General features: G+C 73.7%; 17 protein-coding genes. 5 read left to right on the forward strand and 12 right to left on the reverse strand.

Features of this window, described 5'->3' with window-relative positions; translation table 11 throughout:
- Positions 1 to 7 precede the first annotated feature (7 nt).
- The 3 genes from ACXJKA_RS16520 to mshD are packed head-to-tail and all read right to left on the reverse strand — an operon-like array spanning position 8 to position 4,196.
- The gene (locus ACXJKA_RS16520; protein ID WP_456826304.1) at positions 8 to 985 is read right to left on the reverse strand and encodes an NUDIX hydrolase; all 978 of its coding nucleotides are present in this window, start codon (positions 983 to 985) and stop codon (positions 8 to 10) included.
- Positions 982 to 3,228, reverse strand: a complete 2,247-nt coding sequence (locus ACXJKA_RS16525; protein WP_456826305.1) for an RNA degradosome polyphosphate kinase — start codon at positions 3,226 to 3,228, stop codon at positions 982 to 984. The genes ACXJKA_RS16520 and ACXJKA_RS16525 overlap by 4 nt, the downstream gene beginning before the upstream one ends.
- On the reverse strand, positions 3,225 to 4,196 hold the full coding sequence (gene mshD / locus ACXJKA_RS16530) for a mycothiol synthase (RefSeq protein WP_456826306.1): 972 nt from the start codon (positions 4,194 to 4,196) through the stop codon (positions 3,225 to 3,227). The genes ACXJKA_RS16525 and mshD overlap by 4 nt, the downstream gene beginning before the upstream one ends.
- A gap of 139 nt (positions 4,197 to 4,335) precedes the next feature.
- On the opposite strand from mshD, the gene ACXJKA_RS16535 reads away from it, so the two are divergent.
- Positions 4,336 to 5,547 carry an NAD(P)-binding domain-containing protein gene (locus tag ACXJKA_RS16535; RefSeq protein WP_456826307.1) on the forward strand — a complete coding sequence of 404 codons (1,212 nt, stop codon included), beginning with the start codon at positions 4,336 to 4,338 and terminating at the stop codon, positions 5,545 to 5,547.
- 43 nt (positions 5,548 to 5,590) lie between these two features.
- Here ACXJKA_RS16535 and ACXJKA_RS16540 read toward each other — a convergent pair whose 3' ends face one another.
- Positions 5,591 to 7,000: a cellulase family glycosylhydrolase gene (locus ACXJKA_RS16540; RefSeq protein ID WP_456826308.1), complete on the reverse strand. Its 1,410-nt coding sequence runs from the start codon at positions 6,998 to 7,000 to the stop codon at positions 5,591 to 5,593.
- A gap of 247 nt (positions 7,001 to 7,247) precedes the next feature.
- Between ACXJKA_RS16540 and ACXJKA_RS16545 the strand changes: the two genes are divergently transcribed.
- Positions 7,248 to 8,945: a bifunctional lysylphosphatidylglycerol flippase/synthetase MprF gene (locus ACXJKA_RS16545; protein WP_456826309.1), complete on the forward strand. Its 1,698-nt coding sequence runs from the start codon at positions 7,248 to 7,250 to the stop codon at positions 8,943 to 8,945.
- Positions 8,942 to 9,775 carry a hypothetical protein gene (locus tag ACXJKA_RS16550; RefSeq protein WP_456826310.1) on the forward strand — a complete coding sequence of 278 codons (834 nt, stop codon included), beginning with the start codon at positions 8,942 to 8,944 and terminating at the stop codon, positions 9,773 to 9,775. The genes ACXJKA_RS16545 and ACXJKA_RS16550 overlap by 4 nt, the downstream gene beginning before the upstream one ends.
- A gap of 30 nt (positions 9,776 to 9,805) precedes the next feature.
- Here ACXJKA_RS16550 and acs read toward each other — a convergent pair whose 3' ends face one another.
- The 3 genes from acs to ACXJKA_RS16565 form a co-directional block, all read right to left on the reverse strand.
- Positions 9,806 to 11,830 carry an acetate--CoA ligase gene (gene acs / locus ACXJKA_RS16555; protein WP_456826311.1) on the reverse strand — a complete coding sequence of 675 codons (2,025 nt, stop codon included), beginning with the start codon at positions 11,828 to 11,830 and terminating at the stop codon, positions 9,806 to 9,808.
- 108 nt (positions 11,831 to 11,938) lie between these two features.
- A complete protein-coding gene (locus ACXJKA_RS16560) occupies positions 11,939 to 12,940 on the reverse strand; it encodes a hypothetical protein (RefSeq protein ID WP_456826312.1) in 1,002 nt (333 codons plus the stop codon).
- Positions 12,941 to 12,988: 48 nt separating this feature from the next.
- A complete protein-coding gene (locus ACXJKA_RS16565; RefSeq protein ID WP_456826313.1) occupies positions 12,989 to 13,834 on the reverse strand; it encodes a formate/nitrite transporter family protein in 846 nt (281 codons plus the stop codon).
- Positions 13,835 to 13,919: 85 nt separating this feature from the next.
- Here ACXJKA_RS16565 and ACXJKA_RS16570 point away from each other — a divergent pair, with 85 nt between their 5' ends.
- Positions 13,920 to 14,993, forward strand: coding sequence for an NADH:flavin oxidoreductase/NADH oxidase (locus ACXJKA_RS16570; RefSeq protein WP_456826314.1), 1,074 nt, complete (start codon positions 13,920 to 13,922; stop codon positions 14,991 to 14,993).
- Complete coding sequence (locus tag ACXJKA_RS16575; protein WP_456826315.1) at positions 14,990 to 15,589, forward strand: class I SAM-dependent methyltransferase; 600 nt, start codon at positions 14,990 to 14,992, stop codon at positions 15,587 to 15,589. Before ACXJKA_RS16570 ends, ACXJKA_RS16575 begins: the two co-directional genes overlap by 4 nt.
- A 37-nt stretch (positions 15,590 to 15,626) precedes the next feature.
- Here the strand turns inward: ACXJKA_RS16575 and hutI are convergent, their stop codons facing one another.
- Genes hutI through hutH form a run of 5 tightly spaced genes read right to left on the reverse strand, consistent with a single transcriptional unit; the run spans position 15,627 to position 22,447 of the window.
- Positions 15,627 to 16,769, reverse strand: coding sequence for an imidazolonepropionase (gene hutI / locus ACXJKA_RS16580; protein WP_456826316.1), 1,143 nt, complete (start codon positions 16,767 to 16,769; stop codon positions 15,627 to 15,629).
- The gene (locus ACXJKA_RS16585) at positions 16,766 to 18,082 is read right to left on the reverse strand and encodes a formimidoylglutamate deiminase (RefSeq protein ID WP_456826317.1); all 1,317 of its coding nucleotides are present in this window, start codon (positions 18,080 to 18,082) and stop codon (positions 16,766 to 16,768) included. The genes hutI and ACXJKA_RS16585 overlap by 4 nt, the downstream gene beginning before the upstream one ends.
- Positions 18,079 to 19,254 carry an allantoate amidohydrolase gene (locus ACXJKA_RS16590; protein WP_456826318.1) on the reverse strand — a complete coding sequence of 392 codons (1,176 nt, stop codon included), beginning with the start codon at positions 19,252 to 19,254 and terminating at the stop codon, positions 18,079 to 18,081. Before ACXJKA_RS16590 ends, ACXJKA_RS16585 begins: the two co-directional genes overlap by 4 nt.
- Positions 19,251 to 20,915, reverse strand: coding sequence for a urocanate hydratase (hutU, locus tag ACXJKA_RS16595; RefSeq protein WP_456826319.1), 1,665 nt, complete (start codon positions 20,913 to 20,915; stop codon positions 19,251 to 19,253). Before hutU ends, ACXJKA_RS16590 begins: the two co-directional genes overlap by 4 nt.
- The gene (gene hutH, locus ACXJKA_RS16600) at positions 20,912 to 22,447 is read right to left on the reverse strand and encodes a histidine ammonia-lyase (protein ID WP_456826320.1); all 1,536 of its coding nucleotides are present in this window, start codon (positions 22,445 to 22,447) and stop codon (positions 20,912 to 20,914) included. The genes hutU and hutH overlap by 4 nt, the downstream gene beginning before the upstream one ends.
- Between the last annotated feature and the right edge of the window lie 73 nt (positions 22,448 to 22,520).

Raw genomic sequence — 22,520 nt, forward strand, 5'->3', positions numbered from 1 at the left:
TTCTCGCTCAGTCCTCGTACGGCCGGTGGGTCTCCGTCGCCACGACGCGGGGTCCCTTCGGGGTCTGCGCCACGTGCGCGACCAGCACCTGGGCCGGGTGCAGGAACGGGTCGACGGCCGGCAGCGCGTCGGCGACCTGCCGGGTGGCGTGCTGGGCCAGCACGTCGACGACGGTCGGCAGCACCGGGCGGTGCGTGCACAGCACCGCGTCGCCCCGCGACTCCAGCAGCGCGAGCACCTCGGCGGCCACCCGCGCGGGCGACGTGCTGTGCTGGGCCTCGGTCAGGATGGCCGAGACCTCCGGGGTGACCTGGGCGGCCGCGGCGTACGGTGCGACCGTGCTGACGCACCGCGCCCACGCGCTGGTCACCACGCGCCCGACGCCGAAGGTCGACAGGATCGAGACCAGCTGGTGCGACTGCCGCTGGCCCACGGGGGTGAGCGGCCGGTCGAGCTCCGTGCCCTTCCAGTCCGCCCGCCGGCGGGCGGTGCCGTGCCGGGCGACCACGAGCGCGCGGGTGTCCAGCCGGCCCTTGTCGTACGCCTCGACCAGTGCCGCCAGCGGCTCCTGGTCGTCGTCGCGGGTCAGCCGCTTGGACGCGGCGGAGACGTCGAACCAGCGCAGCTGGTCGATCTCCTTGGTCGAGGCGGGGGGCACCGGCGGCCGGGCGCGCAGCGCGGCCGCGTCCGGCCGGCCCGCCACCTGGGCGGCCCAGTAGTGCACCCGCTTGCGGCGCCCGTCCGACAGCGGGTACTCCAGGCCGGGCAGCGGGACGCCGAGCACCACGTCGTGACCCGTCTCCTCGGCCACCTCGCGCGTGGCCGCCGCGAGGATCGTCTCGCCCGGGTCGACCTTGCCCTTCGGCCAGGACCAGTCGTCGTACCGGGGGCGGTGGACGAGCGCGACCTGCAGGCGCCCCAGACGGACGCGCCAGACGAGGGCCCCGGCCGCCTCGACGACGACCGGTGCCTGGGTGGGGCTCACCGGGAGTTGCCCGGCCGGCGCCGCTGCCGGTTGATCAGCACGGCCTGCAGGTCGGGCAGCGGTCCGTCGGGCCCGAGGTGGTGCCGGACCCAGGTGCCGTCCTGCTCGAGGTGCCACGACGCCGTGCTGTCGTCCATCGACTCGTCCATCAGCTCGACGAGCTCGCTGACCTGCTCGGCGTCGGCGATCCGCACCAGGGCCTCGACGCGGCGGTCGAGGTTGCGGTGCATGAGGTCGGCCGAGCCGATGTACACCTCGGGGCCTTCGAAGGTCGCGTCGTCCGGCAGCGTGGACGCGGCGAACGCGAAGATGCGCGAGTGCTCGAGGAAGCGGCCCAGGATCGAGCGCACCCGGATGGTCTCCGACAGGCCGGGGACCCCCGGACGCAGCGCGCAGATGCCGCGGACCACCAGGTCGACCGACACGCCCGCCTGCGACGCCCGGTAGAGCGCGTCGATCGTCGCCTCGTCGACCATCGAGTTGACCTTGATCTTGATCCACGCCGGCTTGCCCTCACGCGCGGCCGCGGCCTCGCGGTCGATGCGCTCGATGAGGCCCGCGCGCACGGAGCGGGGCGCGACGAGCAGGCGGTGGAACCGCGACTTGGGCGCGTACCCGGACAGCTGGTTGAACAGGCGCGTGAGGTCCTGCCCGACCTCCAGGTCGCTGGTGAGCAGCCCGAGGTCGGTGTACAGCCGGGCGGTCTTCGGGTTGTAGTTGCCGGTGCCGATGTGGCAGTACCGACGCAGCCCGTCCGCCTCCTGACGGACCACGAGCGACAGCTTGCAGTGCGTCTTGAGCCCGACGATCCCGTAGACGACGTGCACCCCCGCCTGCTCGAGCTTGCGGGCCCACGAGATGTTGTTCTGCTCGTCGAAACGCGCCTTGATCTCGACGAGGGCCAGCACCTGCTTGCCGGCCTCCGCGGCGTCGATCAGGGCGTCGACGATGGGGGAGTCGCCCGAGGTGCGGTACAGCGTCTGCTTGATGGCGAGCACCTGCGGGTCGGCCGCGGCCTGCTGCAGGAACGTCTGCACCGAGGTCGAGAACGAGTCGTACGGGTGGTGCAGCAGGATGTCGCGCTCGCGGATCTTGGCGAACATGTCCGCCGGCGTCGCGCTCTCCACCTCGGCCAGCTGCCGGGCTGTCGACGCGACGAACCGCGGGAACTGCAGCGAGGCGCGGTCGAGGTCGGCGATGAGGTTGAGGCCGGTGGCGTCCAGCGGCGCGGGAAGCTGGTAGACCTCGTCCTCGGCGACGTCGAGCTCGCGGATGAGCAGGCTCCGGATGCGCGGGCTGATGCTGTCGGCGATCTCGAGGCGCACCGGCGGGCCGAAGCGGCGCCGCAGCAGCTCTTTCTCCATGGCCTTGAGGAGGTTCTCGGCGTCGTCCTCCTCGACCTCCACGTCCTCGTTGCGCGTGACGCGGAACGTGTGGTGCTCCTGGACGATCATGCCCGGGAACAGGTGCTCGAGGTGCTCCGAGATGACGTCCTCGACGGGGACGAACGACATCGGCCCCTTCTCGGGCGACGCGGCCTGGATGTCGGGCGCGCTGGGCCGGCCGGAGGCGTCGACCGCGATGAACCGCGGCAGCAGCGGCGGCACCTTCACGCGCGCGAAGTGCTCCTTGCCCGTGGCCGGGTTGGTGACCACGACGGCGAGGTTCAGCGAGAGCCCGGAGATGTAGGGGAACGGGTGGGCCGGGTCCACCGCGAGGGGGGTCAGCACCGGGAAGATCTGGCGGCGGAAGAACTTGCGCAGGCGGTCCTGCTCGCTCTCGCCCAGCTCGTCCCAGCGGACCAGCGTGATCCCCTCGTGCGCCAGCTCGGGCTGCACCTGCTCCGCGAACACCGCCGCGTGGCGGGCCATGAGCCGGTGCGCCTCGTCGCTGATCGCCTCGAGGACCTGCCGCGGGGACAGGCCCGACGCGGCGGTCACGGCGATCCCGGTGGCGATGCGGCGCTTGAGGCCGGCCACCCGGACCATGAAGAACTCGTCGAGGTTGGAAGCGAAGATCGCGAGGAACCGCACCCGCTCGAGCAGGGGGATGTCCCGGTCCTCGGCCAGCTCGAGCACCCGCTGGTTGAACGCCAGCCACGACAGCTCCCGGTCCAGGAACCGGTCGTCGGGCAGCGGCTCCGCGTCGATCTCGCTCTCCTCGACCTCGAAGTGCGGAGCGGGTTGCACATGCTCGGCGATGTGAGCCGCCAAGGACGGCTCGAGGGCAGTGGCGTCCGTCATGCGCCCATCGTGACACCCACAGGTGAACTCTTGGTATCTGAACCGAACATCACGTCGACCGCGGACCGGACGAAGCCCGCGCGCTCGTAGGTGTGCACCGCGACCGTGTTCTCGGCGCCCGTGTACAAGATCGCCGTCGCGAGGCCGCGGGCCGCCAGGTGGTCGAGGCCGAGCGCGGTCAGGGCGCGCCCCAGCCCGAGCCCCTGCGCGTCAGGGTCGACGCCGACGACGTAGATCTCTCCGACGGGCTCGTCGCCATGCTCGCCGGCCGCATGGACCTTGGTCCACACCGAGCCGAGCAGGATCCCGTCGCGCTCGGCGAGGAGGAAGCCTTCCGGGTCGAACCACGGCTCGGCCTCGCGGGCCCGCAGGTCGGCGGACGTCATCCGGCCCTGCTCCGGGTGGTGCGCGAACGCCCGGGAGTTCACGCGGCGCCACGCGTCCTCGTCGCGACCCGGGACGAACGCCCGCACCGCGACCTCGGGCGGCAGGACCGGCTCCGGGCCGGGCCGGGCCGCGAGGTCCAGGCGCATCTGCAACAGCTCGCGGACGACCACCATGCCGGCGGCGTCGGCGAACGCGTGCGCGGGCCGCAGGTCGCCGTGCGCCCAGACCCGCAGCTCGCGGCCCGGGACCGAGGAGGCCTCCGCCTGCGCCCGGGCGAGGAGCGCGCGGCCGATGCCCGCCCGGCGGTGCCCCGGGTCGACGACGAGCTCGGCCCGGACCGAGGACTGCGAGCCGACATCGAGCTGGGCGTACCCGACCAGGCCGTCCGGCCCCTGTGCGCGCAGGTGGATCACCGGCGCCTCCGGCTCGGTCAGCCACAGCAGCGGCTGCTCGGACAACGGCGCGACCCCGTCGGCGGCGGAGGCCCGCTCGGCCAGGGTCCGCACCTCGTCGGCGGCGGCCGCGGTGAGCGGACCGGCCGTCGCACTCACGATGACCTGCGTGGACACGTCGTCGACCATGGGGCCATCCCACCACGCCTGGAGGTCGGCGTTGGCTGAGCGGGTACGTTGGTCGGGCCATGGACCCCATCCCGAGCTCCCCGACAGCGATCGGCGGGACCCCGGACCCCCGCGGGAACGTCGTCGCCGCGGTCGTGCCGTGAGCGAGGACCCCCTGCGTCCTCAGGCTGGCGGCGACACCCGACGCTCTCGACGCGCGGGCCGACCGTCGGCGGAGCAGGCGCCGGTCGACGTCACGGTCGTCGTCGTCGGTGCGGGCCAGGCGGGCCTGTCCGCGGCCTACCACCTGCGCCGCGCGGGTCTGGTCGCGGTGGGCGAGCCGGGCTGGGAGCGCGCGGGAGCGACGTTCGTCGTGCTCGATGACGCGCCGCAGGCCGGCGGCGCCTGGCAGCACCGGTGGCCGGGGCTGACCATGGCCGACGCGCACGGCGTCCACGACCTGCCCGGCATGCCGCTGCTCGTGCCCGACCTCGACGAGCCGGCCGCGTTCGCCGTGCCGTACTACTTCGCGCAGTACGAGGAGGCCTTCGACCTCCACGTCCAGCGGCCCGTCCGCGTGGAGTCCGTGACGTCGGAGGGCGACAAGCTCCTGGTGCGGTCCCGCAGCGTCGAGCGCCCCGAGGAGATCGTCGTCTGGCGCGCGGGCGGGCTGATCAACGCGTCCGGCACCTGGCAGAAGCCGTTCTGGCCCGCGTACCCCGGGCGCGGAGGCTTTCGCGGGCGGCAGCTGCACTCGCACGACTTCCGGCTGCCGGAGGACCTGGCGGACGGGCACGTGGTCGTGATCGGGGGCGGCACCTCGGCCGTCCAGCTGACCCTGCTGCTGGCTCGGGTGACGACGACGACCTGGGTCACCCGCCGGCCGCCCGCGTGGCGCGACGAGGTGTTCACCCCGGAGGTGGGCCGCGACGCCGTGGCGCAGGTCGACGAGCGCACCCGGGCCGGCCTGCCGCCGCAGAGCATCGTGAGCGTCACCGGTCTGCCGCTGACCGCTGCCTACCGCATCGGGATCACCGCCGGTGTGCTGCGCGCGCGCCCGATGTTCGACCGGATCACGCCTGACGGCGTCGTGTGGGACGCCCCCGACCACCCGGGCGACGGGTGGGTCGGCGGACCGGCACACGTCGAGGCGCGCACGCTCCTGTGGTGCACCGGCTTCCGAGCCTCCCTGGACCACCTGGCCCCGCTCGGCCTGCGCGCCGCCGGCGGGGGGATCGTCATGGACGGCACCCAGGTGGTGGCCGATCCGCGGGTCCAGCTGGTCGGCTACGGCCCGAGCGCGTCCACGGTCGGCGCCAACCGCGCCGGTCGGAAGGCAGCCGGCAACCTCCGCCGCCTCTGGGAAGGCTGAGGGCCGGGTCGCCGTGGCGGCCCGGCCCTGTGCCCAGAACGGCTCAGCCGGCGGTGCAGGTCACCGCGGTCGAGGCGCCGGGTGCGGTGCCGGTGCCGACGAACCCGTACGTGGTGCTGGCCCCGGAGCCGAGCAGCCCGTTCCAGGCGGCGTTGGACACGGTCACGGTGGAGCCGGACTGGGCGTAGGTGCCGGACCAGCCGGACTGCACGGAACCGCCGGCGGGCAGGGCGAACGAGGTGGTCCAGCCGCTGATCATGGCGCTGCCGGCCTTGACGGTCACGGCCGCCTGGTAGCCGCCGGGCCACACGTTGCTCACGACGAGCGCCGCCGTGCAGGCCTTGCCCGGCGCGGGGGTGGTGGGAGCGGGCGTCGTCGGCGCCGGGGTCGTGGGAGCCGGGGTCGTCGGCGCAGGGGTGGTCGGCGCGGGTGTCGTCGGCTGCACGCCGCCGTAGATCGCGGCGGTCACAGCCGTCGACCTGATGCCGTTGACCCCGTTGAGCACCTTCTGGCCCCACGGCGACAGGTTGGCGGGGTTGAAGCTCAGCACCATGTCGAGCACGGGGTCGGTGTTGCCCGACCACGACCAGCCGTAGTAGCCGATGTTCCGCTTCAGGGCCTCGGCCATCACGGTGGCGTCGTCGACGTCGGCGGAGCTGGACCGGTAGCCGAACTCGCCGATGATCAGCGGCAGGCCGGCGGTCTTGAACGCGTCGAGGTACGTGGTGATCGACGAGGCGGTGGTGTAGACGCCGTACATGTGGATGGAGAAGAGGGTGTTGGCGTCGGGGTCGGCCGCGGCGACGGTGGCCGCGCTGTCCCGCATGATGTTCTTCCAGTCCTGACCCCAGGCCGGGGCGTCGACCACGATGTTGTGGTGCAGGCCGGCGGCGCGCAGCTTCTTGATCGCCGCGGCGGTGTCGCCTGCCCACTTGGTGTTCGCGGTGTCGTTGTTGCCGAAGGGCTCGTTGCCGATGTTGATCTGGACGTAGTCCTCCTGGCCCTTGAGCACGGAGGCCAGCGAGATCCAGTAGCTGGCGGCGGTGTCGAGGCTCGCCGCGGCGCCCTCCTCGCCGTAGCCGGTGGTGTCGTGGTCCTCGAGCATGCAGATCAGCTTGTTGGCCTTGCACAGGCTGATGATGTTGGCGACGTCGCTGGCGTCGTTCTTGGTCCAGCGCGTGCCGTCGGACAGGACGACGCGCAGCGCGTTGGCGCCGGCGGCCCGGATGGCGGGGATCGCGGTGGCGGTCTGCGAGGTGTACCAGGTGTGCGCGTGGCTGACGCCGCGGGCGACGAACGGGGTCCCGTCCTTCTCGACCAGCTGGGTGCCCGACACGTGCAGGCCGGGCGGGGTGGCGGCGTGGGCCGCCGTGGAGAACAGCGACGTCGCGCCGAGCGCGACGACGGCGGCTGCCAGGGCGGCGCCGGACAGCAGGGACTTGCGAGACCTCATGGGACTTCCTCGTTCCGTGGGCATCTGGGTGGCGACCGCGCAGCGGGCGGGTCGACGCGTGGATGCACCCACCCGCCGTTCCGCCGGCCGGTCGACGGGCGGGTGCGTCGTCACACAACCAGGTCGGGCAGGCGCTCTCCACGGCCCGAAACGCTTCACAGCGGTGCTGACCTCGGGACTCCTCCGTCAGCGCGCCCAGCCCACGGACGCGTTCAGGGGTCGGGACCGAACCGGGCAGACTGGGCGCATGACGGCCAGCAGCGTGCCCCTCCCGCGCACCGCCCGATCCGCCATCGAGGAGCAGCGACGCCGTAACCACGTCCGGGTGCTCGCGTCGCGCGTGGTCCTCGCGCTCGCCGTGCTCGGGGTGCTCTCGGCCGCGGCGCACCCGCTCTGGCAGCGGTTGGGCTTCGTGCGGGACCTCGTGCCGGGCCTCGTGATGCACACCGCCCGCCCCACCCTGGTCCTCGTGTCGGTGATCCTCCTGCTCACGGCGCGCGGCCTGCGCCGCGGCCACCGGCTCGCCTGGATCGCGACCATCGCGACGCTCGCCGTCTCGACCTTCCTCCACCTCGCGAAGGGACCCGACGTGCTCTCGGCCGTCGCGGTCGCCGCGGGGGCGGTGTGGCTCGCGGCGCAGGGCAAGGCGTTCCCGGTGCTGCCGACGCGGCGCCAGGTCCGCCGGGCGATCATCTGGGTGGTCGCGGCCGTCGTCTTCGTCCTCGTCCTGTTCGTCGGCCTGGCCGTGTGGGTGCTCGTGGTCGACCCGACGGACTCGCAGATCGACCGCCTCGGTCACGTCCTGGCACCGATCACGTACCTGCTGACCGTCGTGTTCGTCGTCGTCCTGCTGTGGTCCCTGCTCTCCCCGCGCCGCCCGCACCGGCTGAGCCCCGCGGACCACCGCGACGAGAGGGAGCGCGCACGCTTGGTGGTGCAGCAGCACGGCGGCGGGACGCTCGACTACTTCGCGCTCCGCGACGACAAGGACTGGTTCTTCAGCGGGTCGTCCGTGGTGGCGCACTCGGTGCGCGGCGGCGTGTGCCTGGTCTCGCCGGACCCGATCGGGCCGCCCGGGGAGAAGGTGCTCGCCTGGGCGGAGTTCCTCGACTACGCAGACGACTTCGGCTGGTCGGTCGCGGTCGTCGGCGCCGCGGCGGACTGGCTGCCCGAGTACGAGTCGAGCGGCCTGCGCACGGTCTACCTCGGCGACGAGGCCATCGTCGACTGCCCGACATTCAGCCTTGCGGGGCGCTCGCACAAGTCGCTGCGCCAGGCCGTCAACCGGATCGACCGGGCGGGCTACGTGACGAGCTTCCACGACCCGGCCACCATCGATCCGACGCTGCGGGAGCAGATCGCGGCGATGAGCGACGAGTCCCGGCAGGGCGACACCGAGCGCGGGTTCTCGATGACGCTCTCGCGGCTGTTCCAGCCCGACGACACCGGCCTCATGCTCTCGGTGACGCGCGACCCCACCGGACGGGTCGACGCGTTCGTCCAGTGGGTCCCGGCCACCGACATCGGCGGCTGGTCGCTCGACGTGATGCGGCGCCGCACCGACGTCGAGGGACTGCCCAACGGCCTCATCGACTCGACCATCGTCGCGACCATCGCCCACCTGGCGGCCCGCGGCGAACGCGGCCTCGGTCTGAACTTCGCGATGATGCGGGAGGTGCTCGAGGGCGACAGTGACGGCACCGCGGCAGGCTCGCGATTCGACGCCCTCGCCAAGCCCATCCTGCAGCGGCTCTCGCAGGGCACCCAGATGGGCACGCTCAGCACGTTCAACGAGAAGTTCGACCCCGGCTGGGTGCCGCGCTACGTGGTGCTCGACTCCGTCGAGTTCGTCGCGACGCAGGCCCTCGTGCTGGCCGGCGCCGAGGGTGTCACCGAGATCCCCGTGATCGGGCGCTTCCTCGGGAACATCGGGGCCGCCACATGATTGTCGCGATCCTCGCCGCGGTGATCTCCTCGATCGCCTACGGCGTCAGCACGATCATGCAGGCGGTCGCCACGCGCAGGGCGGCCGGGCTCGCGGTGGTCAAGCAGCCCCTGGTCATCGCCGCGTTCGCCGTCGACGTGCTCGCCTGGGTCCTGTCGCTCGCAGCCCTCGACAGCCTGCCCCTGTTCGTCGTGCAGGCGATCATCGCGTCGTCGCTGGTCGTCGTCGTCATCCTCGCGCGGTTCGTGCTGGGCACCCGGATGCGCCCGATCGACCGGGTCGCCGTGCTCGTGGTCGTCGGTGCGCTCGTGCTCGTGTCGCTGTCCGGCGGCGAGCAGCCCGCGGTCGCCCCGCCCGACGGGTTCGTCGCGATCATGATCGCCGCGTCGGCAGGCCTCGTCGTGCTCACCGCCGTGTTCTACAAGGCCGGCCCGCCCATCCTGCTGGGGATCCTGGGCGGGCTGGGGTACTCCGGCGCCGCGATCGCCGCGCGCGCCGCGACCGAGCGCGACGGCTTCCTCGCGACCGTGCTCCAGCCGGTGGCCATCGCGATCGTGCTCTGCGCGATCGCCGGCGCCCTGGCCTACCTGCGGGCGCTCGAGCGCGGCTCCGTCGGCACCGCGGCCTCGATCGTCTCCGTGCTCGAGGTCGTCATCCCCGGCGTCGTCGGCATCGCCGTGCTCGGGGACAAGGTCCGCGACGGGTGGGTCCCCGCGGCCGTCGTCGGCATCGCGTTGGCGCTCGCCGGGTGCATCGCTCTCGCGCTGAGCCCGGCGAACGCCGCCGCGGAAGCCTCGGCCGACGGGCGGGAGCTCAGTCCTCCTGCCTGATGTCGGCCCGAGCCTGCGCCCCGCTCCGGCTCAGTCCTCCTGCTTAGCGCCCGGGGCRGACAAGCCCTGGGCGATCAGGTCCATGACCGACGAGTCCGCCAGCGTGGTGGCGTCCCCGACCTGACGGTTCTCGGCGACGTCGCGCAGCAGGCGGCGCATGATCTTGCCGGAGCGCGTCTTGGGCAGCTCGGCGACCACCAGGATCTGCCGCGGCTTCGCGATCGGCCCGATCTCCTTGGCCACGTGGTTGCGCAGCTCGGTCTGCACGGCGTCGGCGTCCTGGTCGCCGCCGCCCGCGTCGCCGCGCAGGATGACGAACGCGACGACCGCCTGGCCGGTGGTCTCGTCGGCGGCGCCCACGACCGCGGCCTCCGCGACCCACGGGTGGCTGACCAGCGCGGACTCGATCTCGGTGGTGGAGAGCCGGTGACCGGACACGTTCATCACGTCGTCGACGCGGCCCAGCAGCCAGATGTCGCCGTCGTCGTCCTTCTTGGCGCCGTCGCCCGCGAAGTAGAGGCCCTTGAAGCGCGACCAGTAGGTGTCGACGTAGCGGTCCGGGTCCCCCCAGATGCCGCGCAGCATCGACGGCCAGGGCTCGGTGAGCACCAGGTAGCCGCCGGCGCCGTTCGGCACCGACTGCGCCTCGTCGTCGACGACGTCCGCCGCGATGCCCGGCACGGGCACCTGGGCCGACCCCGGCTTGGTCTCCGTCACGCCCGGCAGCGGGCTGATCATGATCGCGCCGGTCTCGGTCTGCCACCACGTGTCGACGATCGGTGCGGTGTCCCCGCCGATGACGCGGCGGTACCAGATCCACGCCTCGGGGTTGATGGGTTCGCCCACCGACCCGAGCACGCGCAGGCTCGACAGGTCGAACTTGCCCGGGATCTCCTCGCCCCACTTCATGCATGTACGGATCGCGGTGGGCGCGGTGTACAGGATCGAGACCTTGTACTTCTCGATGATCTCCCACCAGCGCCCGCGGTGCGGGGTGTCCGGCGTGCCCTCGTAGATCACCTGGGTGGCGCCGTTGATGAGCGGGCCGTAGACGACGTAGGTGTGGCCGGTGATCCAGCCGATGTCGGCCGTGCACCAGTACACGTCGGTCTCGGGCTTGAGGTCGAAGACGTTGCGGTGGGTGTAGGCCGCCTGCGTGAGGTAGCCGCCGGTGGTGTGGAAGATGCCCTTCGGCTTCCCCGTGGTGCCCGACGTGTAGAGGATGAACAGCGGGTGCTCGGCCTCGACCGCGACGGGCGCGTGCTGGTCGCTGGCCGTGTCGACGACGTCGGACCACCAGACGTCGACGTCGTCGTTCCAGGCCACGTCCTGGCCCGTGCGTTTGACGACCAGGACGTGCTCGACCGACGGCGTGCCCTTGGTCAGCGCCTCGTCGACCGCGGGCTTGAGCGCGCTGGGTGCGCCACGGCGGTAGCCGCCGTCCGCGGTGACGACGAGCTTGGCCTCGGCGTCGTTGATCCGGGTGCTCAGCGCCTCGGCCGAGAACCCGCCGAAGACCACGGAGTGCGGGGCGCCGATGCGGGCGCACGCCAGCATGGTGACGACCGCCTCGGGGATCAGCGGCAGGTAGATGGCGACGCGGTCGCCGGTGCCGACGCCGAGCGCGCTGAACGCGTTCGCGGCCTTCGAGACCTCGCGCTGCAGGTCCGCGTAGGTGAGGGTCCGGGTGTCGCCGCCCTCGCCCTCGAAGTGGAGGGCGACGCGGTCGCCGTTGCCCGCCTCGACGTGCCGGTCGACCGCGTTGTACGCCGCGTTGAGCGTCCCGTCGGCGAACCAGCGCACGAACGGCGCCTTCGACCAGTCGAGGACCTCCTCGAACGGCTTCTCCCAGCTGAGCAGCTCGCGCGCCTGGTCCGCCCAGAAGCTGGGCCGGTCGGCGTTGGCCCACGCGTACAGGTCGTGCTGGGCGTTGGCCTGCGCGGCGAACTCGGGGCTCGGCGGGAACCGGCGGTCCTCGGTGAGCAGGTTCTCGAGCCCGGGCTCGTGGGGCTGGGCGCCCTCGGCGGGCGTGGTGTCGGTCCCTTGTTCGGTCACAAGGACCACCTCCTGTGCAGCGACGTCGGTGCAGGTGAAGCCCGCAGGCCCGGTTCCGCACTCTAGCCGGACCCCGGCGACCTCACCGTTCCTTCTCGTCGTGGAGCGTCAGGCCCGGTGGCGCTCCCGGAACTCCCCGAAGCGGACACCGCGACGGCGGGCCGACGCCGCAACCAGACCGGCGAGCAGCAGCAGGAAGCCGACGGCCAGCACCGTGCCGGACGTGCCGGCGACGGTCACCTGCGTGACGGTGAGCCGCCAGCCCGAGGAGGTGAGGACATTGAGCGTCTGCTCACGGGCGACGGACGGGGCGTACAGGTAGACGATCCCGGCGAGCGTGAGGATCGTCCCGGCCGTGATCGGCACCGCGGGCGTCCACAGCGCGAGGAGCAGCACGCACGCGAGCAGCAGCAGGCCGAGCGAGACGAGCACGATGCCGAGGACCTCGGTGGACGCGTCCCAGCCGTCGACCTGGGCCGCAAGGATGCGCGACTGGCCGAGCAGGAGCACGCCGACACCGACGGGCCCCAGGATCAGGCCGACCAGGACGCCGAGGATGTGCGAGCCGACCGACGTGGAGCGCGGGGCGTTCGGGTCGGGGAACAGCCGGTCATCCTCGGCGGTGGTCGGCGGGGCGACCGGGGGCTCGGTCGGCGCAGAGGTTGCGGGCGCGGCGACGGGGACGACCGGCTCGGGCTCCACCGGTGCGGTCGGCGTCGTGGTCGTCGTGGGGGCCAACGCGGGTGTCTCTGCGACGACCGGTTCCGCCACGGGCTCGTCGGGCGGTGTCGGTGCGGGGCGGACGACCGCGTGGCGGCCGGTGTCGAGGGCCGGCTCGGCCGTCGTCGCGAGCGGCACGGCGCCCGTGGCGGGCGAGGGCTCGACCGGCTCCACCGGCGCGTCGGCCTTGGTGGAGGTGGGCGGGGAGGGCTCGCCGTCCGCGTCGGCCTCGGTCGCGGTGGGCGGGTCGAGCGTCTCGACGCCCGGGGCGACCTGGTGGGCGGGTGAGTCGTCGGAGGCCGGGGTGGTCGGCTCGATCGTGTCGGCGGACTCGTCGGCAGCCGGTGCCTCGTCGGGACCGCCGGGGCGGTTCGGGTCGGAGGTGCTCATGCGTGCTCCTCGGGCGCGGGTGCGGCGCCGGTCGGCGTCGCTGTCCCGTCACCGTATTGCCACGCGCTCCCGGTCGCCGGGCAGCGCGCCCGAGTCGGGCACGTCGGACTCGTCGGACGACTTCCGCGGGTGGCTGCCGTACGCGTACGCGGCGCCCACCAGGATCGCGCCACCGATCACGTTGCCGAGGCCGACGAAGGCGATGTTCCTGGCCATCTCGGCGATCGTCGCGCCCGGCAGCCCGCCGTACAGCCCGAGCGAGAACGTCGTCATGTTGGCGACGACGTGCTCGAAGCCCGAGGTGATGAACACCATCACGCACGCGAAGACCACGGCGATCCGGGCTCCCTCGCTGCGCAGCCGGGCCGCGCACCAGATCGCCAGGCACACCAGCAGGTTGCAGAGGATGCCCCGGACGAGCAGCTGCCCGGACGTCTCATGGGCCTTGTGCTCGACCATCCCCGCCAGGACGGTGCCGCCGGGCGTGCCGGGCGCGAGCACGCCCGAGGCGTGGACCAGCAAGGCGAAGAGCATCGCGCCGAGCAGGTTGCCGACGAGGCAGGCGAGGAGCGTCACGCCTGCCCGAGCCCAGCCGACGGCGCCGCGCAGGGCGCCCTGGGTGAGGATCATCATCGCGGAGGTCGCCAGCTCCGCGCCGGCGACGAGCACGATGGTCAGCGCGACGCCGAACACGAGGCCCTGCACGAGCGGTGTGAAGGGCGAGCCGGCCACCGCCAGCGGGCCGCCGGCCGTGGCCATGATGAGGACGCCGATGCCGATGTACGCGCCGGCCAGCATCGTGCGCACGAGAAAGAGGCCGGGCGTGGCGGTCAGCTCCACCTTGTGGCGGGCGGCAGCCGCCTGGGCGTCGACGGTCTCCGGGATAGTCAGCACGCCCCATCGTCCACTGGCCTCCGCGGCGGGACGCGGGCCCAAAGGCCCGGGAATCGGGAGGGCATCGCGGCGGTTGCGAGCCGACGTGACCCTTCTCTTCTCGCCGCTCACCCTTCGGGGTACCACCTTCGCCAACCGCGCCTGGCTGGCCCCGATGTGCCAGTACTCCGCCGTCGACGGCAGCCCCAACGACTGGCACCTGGTGCACCTCGGCTCGCGGGCGTCCGGCGGGTTCGGCCTGCTCATCGCCGAGGCCACCGCCGTCGTCCCCGAAGGCCGCATCTCCCCGGAGGACACCGGGCTGTGGCACGACCTGCACGTGGCCGAGTGGCGCCGCATCACCGACTTCGTGCACGAGCGCGGCACCAAGATCGGGGTCCAGCTGGCCCACGCGGGCCGCAAGGCCTCGACGTTCTCCCCGTTCTCCGGCGGGCGCGGCTCGGTGCCGGTCGACCAGGGCGGCTGGGCCACCGTCGGCCCGTCGGCGACGGCCTTCCCCGGCTACGCCGAGCCCCGCGCGTTGACCCTCGACGAGATCGCCGGCATCCCCGCCGCGTTCGCCGCCGCCGCACGCCGTGCCGACGACGCCGGGTTCGACGTGGTCGAGCTGCACGCCGCCCACGGCTACCTGCTGCACCAGTTCCTCTCGCCCCTGTCCAACGACCGCGACGACCAGTACGGCGGCCCGCTGGAGAACCGCGCGCGGCTGCTGATCGAGACCGCCGACGCCGTCCGCGCCGCGTGGCCCGACGACAAGCCTCTGTTCGTGCGGCTCTCCGCGACGGACTGGGTCGACGGCGGGCTCACGGTCGACCAGGTCGCCCAGGTGGCCAAGGAGCTGGGCGGGCACGGCGTCGACCTGGTCGACGTCTCGACCGGCGGCAACGCGCCCGCGACGATCCCCGTCGGCCCCGGCTACCAGGTGCCGGCCGCCCGGGAGGTCCGCGCGACGTCCGGTGTCCCCGTCGCCGCCGTCGGGCTGCTCACCGACCCCGCCCAGGCCGAGGCGGTGCTGGCCGACGGGTCGGCCGACGCGATCCTGCTGGGCCGCGAGGGCCTGCGCGACCCGTTCTGGCCGCTGCGCGCGGCGCACGAGCTGGGGGTTCCCGACGACGCGGCCTGGCAGCCGCAGTACACGCGCGCGACCTGGGCCTCATGAGCGTCGATTGGGACGAGCGGTACTCCGCGGCGGAGCGGGTCTGGAGCGGGGAGCCGAACGGCACGCTGGTCGCGGAGGTCGCCGGCCTGACCCCGGGCCGCGCGCTCGACGTCGGCTGCGGCGAGGGCGCCGACGCCGTCTGGCTGGCGGGCCGCGGCTGGACGGTCACCGCGCTCGACGTGTCGCGCGTGGCCCTGGACCGTGCCGCGCTGCACGCGCGCGACGCGGGGGCCGAGGTCACGTGGGTGCATGCGGGGCTCGTGGAGGCCGGGCTGGACGCGGGCTCGTTCGACCTCGTGTCCGCGCAGTACCCCGCGCTGCTGCGCACCGCGGCGCACGACGCCGAGCGCGCGCTCCTCGCCGCCGTTGCGCCGGGCGGAACCCTGGTCGTGGTGCACCACGCCGACGTCGACCGCGAGGAGGCGCTGTCCCGCGGCTACGACCCCGACCTGTATGTCGACCACCAGGACGTCGTCGACGCCCTGGGCGACGGCTGGTCGATCGAGGTCGACCAGCGGCGCGCTCGGGCCGTGCCGACGAGCGGTCAGGCGCACCACCACGTCGACGAGGTGCTGCGGGCGCGCCGCCTGGTCTGACGACCCGCGGGCGGCGCCGCGGTCGAGAGGTCTTCACCTAGAGCGTCAGCGCCCGCGCGAGAGGGACGCCCGGGCGGTAGGCCAGGTGGCGCTGGGTCGGGGCGTCCAGGACGGCCAGGTGGGCGCGAGCGCCCAGGCGCAGGTGGCCGATGTCGTCGCGACGCAGGGCGTGCGCGCCGCCGAGCGTGGCCGCGCGGACGGCCTCCGCGATGGTCAACCCCATCTCGCGGACCGCAAGCGCGATCATCAGCGGCATCGACGTCGAGAAGCACGTGCCCGGGTTGCAGTCGGTGGCCAGGGCGACCTCGACGCCCGCGTCGAGCAGGCGGCGGGCGTCCGGGTACGGCGAGCGGGTGGAGAACTCGACGCCGGGCAGCAGGGTGGCGACCGTGCCGCTGCCGGCCAACGCCGCCACGTCGGCGGCGGACAGGTACGTGCAGTGGTCGACGCTTGCGGCGCCGAGCTCGACGGCGAGCTGCACGCCCGGACCGTGGCCGAGCTGGTTGCCGTGGACTCGGAGGCCGAGCCCCGCTCTCTGTGCGGCGTCGAGAACCTCGCGGGCCTCGTCGCCGTCGAACGCGACCGGGCTGGCCGGCTCGCAGAAGACGTCGGCCCAGCGGGCGTGCGGGGCGCAGGCGGCGAGCATCGGGCCGGTGACCAGCGCGACGTAGTCGGCGCGGTCGATGCCCGGCGGGACCACGTGCGCGCCGAGGAACGTCGTCTCGGGCGTGACCTCTCGCGCCAGGCTGAGCAGGCGCTTCTCGGAGGCGACGTCCAGGCCGTAACCGCTCTTGATCTCGAGGGTCGTCGTGCCCTGGGCGCGGGCCTCGGCGACCAGCGTGCTCAGGCGTGCGCGGAGCTCGTCGTCGGACGCCGCGCGCGTCGCCGCGACCGTCGTCGCGATGCCGCCGCCCGTGTACGGGGTGCCGGCCATGCGGGCCTCGAACTCGGCGGAGCGGTCGCCCGCGAAGACCAGGTGGGTGTGGCTGTCGACGAAGCCGGGGATCACCGCGGCGCCGCCGAGTCCGGTCATGTCGTCGGCCTCCGGAGCCTCGCGCGCGGGCCCGACCCACGCGATCACGCCGTCCTCGACGACGAGTGCGGCGTCGAGCAGCGGGCCGTCGAACCGCTCGTCGTGCGTGGTGAGCTCGCCGATGCCGGTGACCAGGCGCGCCGTCATCGGGCCTCCTCCCACGCGGTGGTGATCGCCGAGCCGAGCATCGCGCCGACGTCGCCCAGGACGTGCTGCCCGCCCGCCACGCGCACGACGCCGCCGACCACGACGGTGTCGACGTCGGCGCTGCCCGCGACGAGCACCAGCTGCGCCGGGTCGGCACCGGCCGTGCGCGGGGTGTCGGTGCGGACGGCCACGAGGTCCGCGCGGGCGCCGGGCTCRAGGCGGCCGCCCGTGGGGTCGCCGAGGCTCGCGTGGCCGCCGGCGGTCAGGAGCTCGAGGAGCTGGACGGGTGTGAAGACGCCGCGGTTCTTGCCGGCGAGGCGCTCGTGCATCTCGACGGACCGGGCCTCGGCGAGCAGGTCGGTGCGGACGTGCTGGTCGCTGCCGACGGACAGGCGGGCGCCCGCGCTCCGGAGCAGGTCGCCGGGGGCGATGCCGTCGCCGAGATCCTGCTCGGTCGACGGGCACAGGCAGATCCCCGTCCGCGTGGAGCCCAGGATCGCGACGTCCTCCGGTGTGACGTGCACCGCGTGGATCGCGGTCGTGTCGGGGCCGAGCGCTCCCGCGTCCTCCAGCACCCGCGTCGGCGTCGCGCCGAACGTGGCCAGCGACTGCTCGTTCTCCAGGCGTTGCTCGGAGAGGTGGACGTGCAGCGGGCGGCCCGTGGCATGGGCGGCGATCGTCGGGATCGCGTCGAGGGGGACAGCGCGGACCGAGTGGACCGCGGCGCCGACCGTCAGGGTGTCGTCGGGGCGGATCGCGGCGACGCGGGTGGCCCAGGCGTCGGCGTCGTGGTCGCCGAACCGCCGCTGGGCTCCCTCGAGCGGGGCGTCGATGCCGCCGGTCAGGTAGGCCGTGTCCAGCAGGGTGATCCGCAGGCCGGCGTCGTGGGCTGCGGTGCGCAGGGCCTCGGCCATGACGTTCGGGTCGTCGTACGGGGTGCCGCCGGGGGCGTGGTGCAGGTAGTGGAACTCGCCGACCGCCGTGACTCCCGCGAGGACCATCTCGGCGTAGGTCGCGCGGGCCAGGGCGAGGTAGGTGTCCGGGGTCAGGGTCGCGGCCAGGGCATACATCCGGTCCCGCCAGGTCCAGAATGTGCCGCCGTCGTCGTGCGTCCGGCCCCGGAGCGCGCGGTGGAACGCGTGGGAGTGGGTGTTGGCGAATCCGGGAAGGGCGACGCCGGGGAGGCGATGGTCGGCCTCGTCGGCACGGACCCCCGCGGACACGCTCGTGATGCGGCCGTCGGCGACCGTGATGCGGACGTCCGCGGCGATCCCGTCGGGGAGCCAGGCCCGCGCCGCCCAGAACGTGGTCACGACAGCAGCCGTTCGAGGGTGGCGGTGAGCGCGTCGATGCCGGCCAGGCAGTCGGCCTCGTCGGCGTCCTCCGCGGGCGCGTGCGAGATGCCCGACGGGTTGCGGACGAAGAGCATGGCCGTCGGGATGCCGGCCGCCGCGAGGATGCCGGCGTCGTGGCCGGCGCCCGTACCCAGCCGTGGCGGGTCGTCCAGGGCGTCGGCGACGACGTCGGCGAGGTCCGCGTCGAGCAGCGTGACCGGGGTCCACGACTCCTCGGCCGGGGTGTATCCCGCCAGGGCGCTCAGCACCGCTTCGACGGCGGACTCGTCCTCCGCGCGGACGTCCAGCCAGGCCGTGACCAGCGACGGGATCGCGTTGACGCCGTTCGGGTCGACGCGCAGCTTGCCGACGGTCGCGAGCGCACCGGCGTCCTGCGCGGCCGACCGCACGTGCGCGATGAACGCCGCGAGGTCGAGCATCGGGTCGCGGCGGTCGGCCAAAGGGGTGGTGCCGGCGTGGTTGGCCTCGCCGCGCAGGTCGACCCGCCAGCGGCCGTGCGGCCAGATCATCCGGCCGACGCCGACCGGGTCGCCGGTGTGCACGAGCCCGCGGCCCTGCTCGACGTGCAGCTCGACGAAGGACGCGATGCGGCGCAGGGTCTCGTCGTCGCGGCCGAGACTCGACGGGTCGCGGCCGGCCCGCCTGAGCGCCTCGGCCATGGTGACCCCGTCGGCGTCCTTCAGGCCCCTCGCCTGGTCGGCGTCGAGGACCCCGGTGATCAGCCGCGACCCGGCGCAGGCGACGCCGAAGCGGGCGCCCTCCTCGTCGACGAAGTTGGCGATGCCGAGCGGCCTGCTCGGCTCGAAGCCGCGTGAACGGAGTGCGTCCAGGGCCGCGAAGCCGCTGACCACCCCGAGCGGGCCGTCGAACGCGCCGCCGCCCGGCACCGAGTCGAGGTGGCTGCCCGTGACGACCCCCGGGGTCGCGTCCGGGTCGCCCCACCAGGCCCACTGGTTGCCTGCGCGGTCGGTCGTCAGGGAGAGCCCGCGGGCCTGCGCCTCGCCCGCGAACCACTCGCGCAGCACGTGGTCCTCGCGTGTCCAGGCGAACCGGCGGTAGCCGCCGTCGTGCGCCCGGCCGACGGGCTCGAGGTCCGACCACATTCTTGCGAAGGTCACGCTGTCGCTCATGCGGGCCTCTCCCGCATCGGCACGCGCAGCCCGTTGGCCGTCGCGACCTCGTCGGCCCGTTGGTAGCCGGCGTCGACGTGCCGCAGCACGCCCATGGCGGGGTCGTTGGACAGCACGCGGGCGAGCTTGCGCGCGGCCAGCTCGGTGCCGTCGGCGACGGAGACCTGCCCGGCGTGGATCGAGCGGCCCATGCCGACGCCGCCGCCGTGGTGGATCGACACCCAGGTCGCGCCCGACGAGGCGGCGACCAGCGCGTTGAGCAGGGGCCAGTCGGCGATGGCGTCGGAGCCGTCGGCCATGCCCTCCGTCTCGCGGTACGGCGACGCGACCGAGCCGGCGTCGAGGTGGTCGCGGCCGATGACGAGCGGCGCGGACACCTCCCCGGAGGCCACGAGCTCGTTGAACCGCAGGCCGGCGCGGTCGCGCTCGCCGTGCCCGAGCCAGCAGATGCGCGCCGGCAGCCCTTGGAACGCGACCCGGTCCTGGGCCGCGCGGATCCAGCGGTGCAGGTGGTCGTTCTCGGGGAACAGGTCGAGCACGGCCTGGTCGGTGACGGCGATGTCCCGCGGGTCGCCGGACAGCGCGGCCCACCGGAACGGTCCCCTGCCCTCGGCGAACAGCGGCCGGATGTACGCCGGCACGAAGCCGGGGAAGTCGAACGCCCGGTCATAGCCGCCCTGCCGGGCCTCGTCGCGGATCGAGTTGCCGTAGTCGAACACCTCGGCGCCGGCATCCATGAACCCGACCATCGCGCCGACGTGCCGGGCCATCGACGCGCGCGCCCGTTCCGTGAACTCCTCGGGCTTCGCTGCCGCGTAAGACGCCCAGTCCGCGACGTCGACGCCGACCGGGAGGTAGGACAACGGGTCGTGTGCGGAGGTCTGATCGGTGACGACGTCGACCTCGACGCCGCGCTGCAGCAGCTCGGGCAGGACGGCTGCGCAGTTGCCGACGACGCCGACCGACAGTGCTCGCTTCTCCCTGCGCGCTGCGGTGACCAGCGCGATCGCCTCGTCGAGACTCGTCGCGACCCGGTCGAGGTAGCGCTCGCGGACCCGCCGGTGCAGCCGCTCGCCGTCGACGTCGACGATCAGGCACGCGCCGCCGTTGAGGGTCACCGCGAGCGGCTGCGCGCCGCCCATCCCGCCGCAGCCACCGGTCACGGTCAGCGTGCCGGCGAGCGTCCCGCCGAACCGCTTGGCGGCCACCGCGGCGAGCGTCTCGTAGGTGCCCTGCAGGATGCCCTGCGTCCCGATGTAGATCCACGAGCCCGCGGTCATCTGCCCGTACATGGTCAGGCCGAGCTGCTCGAGCCGGCGGAACTCGGGCCAGGTCGCCCAGTCGCCGACGAGGTTCGAGTTGGCGAGCAGCACGCGCGGCGCCCACTCGTGGGTCTGCAGCACGCCGACGGGCTTGCCTGACTGGACCAGGAGCGTCTCGTCGTCGCCGAGCGTGGTCAGGGTCCGCACGATGGCGTCGTATGCGTCCCACGACCGGGCCGCCTTGCCCGTCCCGCCGTAGACGACCAGGTCGTCGGGGCGCTCGGCCACCTCGGGGTCGAGGTTGTTCATGAGCATCCGCAGCGGGGCCTCGGTCTGCCAGCTGCGGGCGGTGAGCGTGGTGCCGCGCGGGGCGCGGACGGGGCGGGGGCCGGCGGTCATGAGCGTGCTCCTAGCTGTGAGGCGATGGCCCCATCCCGCACGGCGTCCGCGGCGGTCTCGAGGTCGGGGGAGAGGTAGGTGTCGGGACCGGGGCCGGGGATGCCGCGCGCGCGGAGCAGGTCGCGCACGGCGCCCGTGACCGGCGACGGCCGCAGCGGCGCGCGCAGGTCCATCGCCCGGGCGGCGGTGAGCAGCTCGATGCCCAGCACGCGGGTCAGGGCGTCGAGGGATCGGCGCAGCTTGCGGGCCGCGTGCCAGCCCATCGACACGTGGTCTTCCTGCATGGCCGACGACGGGATCGAGTCGACGCTCGCCGGCACCGCGAGCCGCTTGAGCTCCGAGACCAGCCCAGCCGCCGTGTACTGCGCGATCATCAGGCCGGAGTCGACGCCGGGGTCGTGCGCGAGGAACGCGGGCAGGCCGTGGTTGCGGGCGACGTCGAGGAACCGGTCGGTGCGGCGCTCGGACATGCTCGCGACGTCCGCGACGGCGATGGCCAGGAAGTCGAGCACGTAGCCGACGGGGGCGCCGTGGAAGTTGCCGTTGGACTCGACGCGGCCGTCGTCGGTGATGACCGGGTTGTCGACGGCGGCGGCCAGCTCGCGCTCGGCGACGTCCCGCGCGTGCTGCGCCGTGTCCCGGGCTGCGCCGTGCACCTGCGGCGCGCAGCGCAGCGAGTAGGCGTCCTGCACTCGGGTGCAGTCGGGGGTCTTGTGGCTCGCCATGATCCCGGAGCCGTGCAGGACCGCGCGGATGTTCGCGGCGGACACGGCCTGGCCGGGGTGCGGGCGCAGGCCCTGGAGGTCTGCGGCGAAGACGGCGTCGGTGCCCAGCAGCGACTCGACGCTCATCGCCGCCGCGACGTCCGCCGTGGTCAGGAGGGTGTCGAGGTCGTGCAGCGCGAGCGCGAGCATGCCGAGCATGCCGTCGGTGCCGTTGATGAGGGCGAGGCCCTCCTTCTCGGTGAGCGTGACGGCTTTCAGTCCCGCCTCCGAGGCCGGCATGAGCGTGCCGGTGGCGTCGCGGACCTCGCCCTCGCCCATGAGCGCGAGCGCGCAGTGTGCCAGCGGCGCGAGGTCGCCGGAGCAGCCGAGCGAGCCGTACTCGCGGACCACGGGCGTGATGCCGGCGTCGAGCATCGCCGCGTACGCGCTCGCGGTCTCGGGACGGACGCCGGTGTGGCCGGTGGCCAGCGTCGAGAGGCGCAGGAGCATGAGCGCCCGGACGACCTCGCGCTCGACCTCGGGGCCTGTGCTCGCGGCGTGCGAGCGGACCAGGCTGCGCTGGAGGTCGCGTCGCTTCTCGGCGGGGATCGACAGGGTGGCCAGCGCGCCGAAGCCGGTCGAGATCCCGTAGTGCGGCTGCGGATCTGCGGCGAGCTCGTCGACGACGGCGCGGCCGCGGGCGATCGCGACGAGGGCTTCGTCGGACAACCGGACGCCCGCGCCGTGCCGGGCGACCGCGACGACATCAGCGATCGAGACCGGACCGGTGCCGACGACGACGGTGTCGGTGGCAGTAGTGGTGCTCATGGTTCATGACACCGCTCGACGGCGTGCGCTCCTAGGTCGCCGGCAGCGATATCGTCTGGGATACCAGACAGGA

The sequence above is a fragment of the Cellulomonas sp. P5_E12 genome, assembly GCF_054049315.1.

Excerpts from the sequence above, each read along its gene's own strand:
- ACXJKA_RS16525 (WP_456826305.1), bottom strand. The coding sequence starts at position 3,228 with ATGACGGACGCCACTGCCCTCGAGCCGTCCTTGGCGGCTCACATCGCC.
- mshD (WP_456826306.1), bottom strand. The coding sequence starts at position 4,196 with ATGGTCGACGACGTGTCCACGCAGGTCATCGTGAGTGCGACGGCCGGT.
- ACXJKA_RS16540 (WP_456826308.1), bottom strand. The coding sequence starts at position 7,000 with ATGAGGTCTCGCAAGTCCCTGCTGTCCGGCGCCGCCCTGGCAGCCGCC.
- ACXJKA_RS16545 (WP_456826309.1), top strand. The coding sequence starts at position 7,248 with ATGACGGCCAGCAGCGTGCCCCTCCCGCGCACCGCCCGATCCGCCATC.
- ACXJKA_RS16550 (WP_456826310.1), top strand. The coding sequence starts at position 8,942 with ATGATTGTCGCGATCCTCGCCGCGGTGATCTCCTCGATCGCCTACGGC.
- ACXJKA_RS16560 (WP_456826312.1), bottom strand. The coding sequence starts at position 12,940 with ATGAGCACCTCCGACCCGAACCGCCCCGGCGGTCCCGACGAGGCACCG.
- ACXJKA_RS16575 (WP_456826315.1), top strand. The coding sequence starts at position 14,990 with ATGAGCGTCGATTGGGACGAGCGGTACTCCGCGGCGGAGCGGGTCTGG.
- hutI (WP_456826316.1), bottom strand. The coding sequence starts at position 16,769 with ATGACGGCGCGCCTGGTCACCGGCATCGGCGAGCTCACCACGCACGAC.
- ACXJKA_RS16590 (WP_456826318.1), bottom strand. The coding sequence starts at position 19,254 with ATGAGCGACAGCGTGACCTTCGCAAGAATGTGGTCGGACCTCGAGCCC.
- hutU (WP_456826319.1), bottom strand. The coding sequence starts at position 20,915 with ATGACCGCCGGCCCCCGCCCCGTCCGCGCCCCGCGCGGCACCACGCTC.
- hutH (WP_456826320.1), bottom strand. The coding sequence starts at position 22,447 with ATGAGCACCACTACTGCCACCGACACCGTCGTCGTCGGCACCGGTCCG.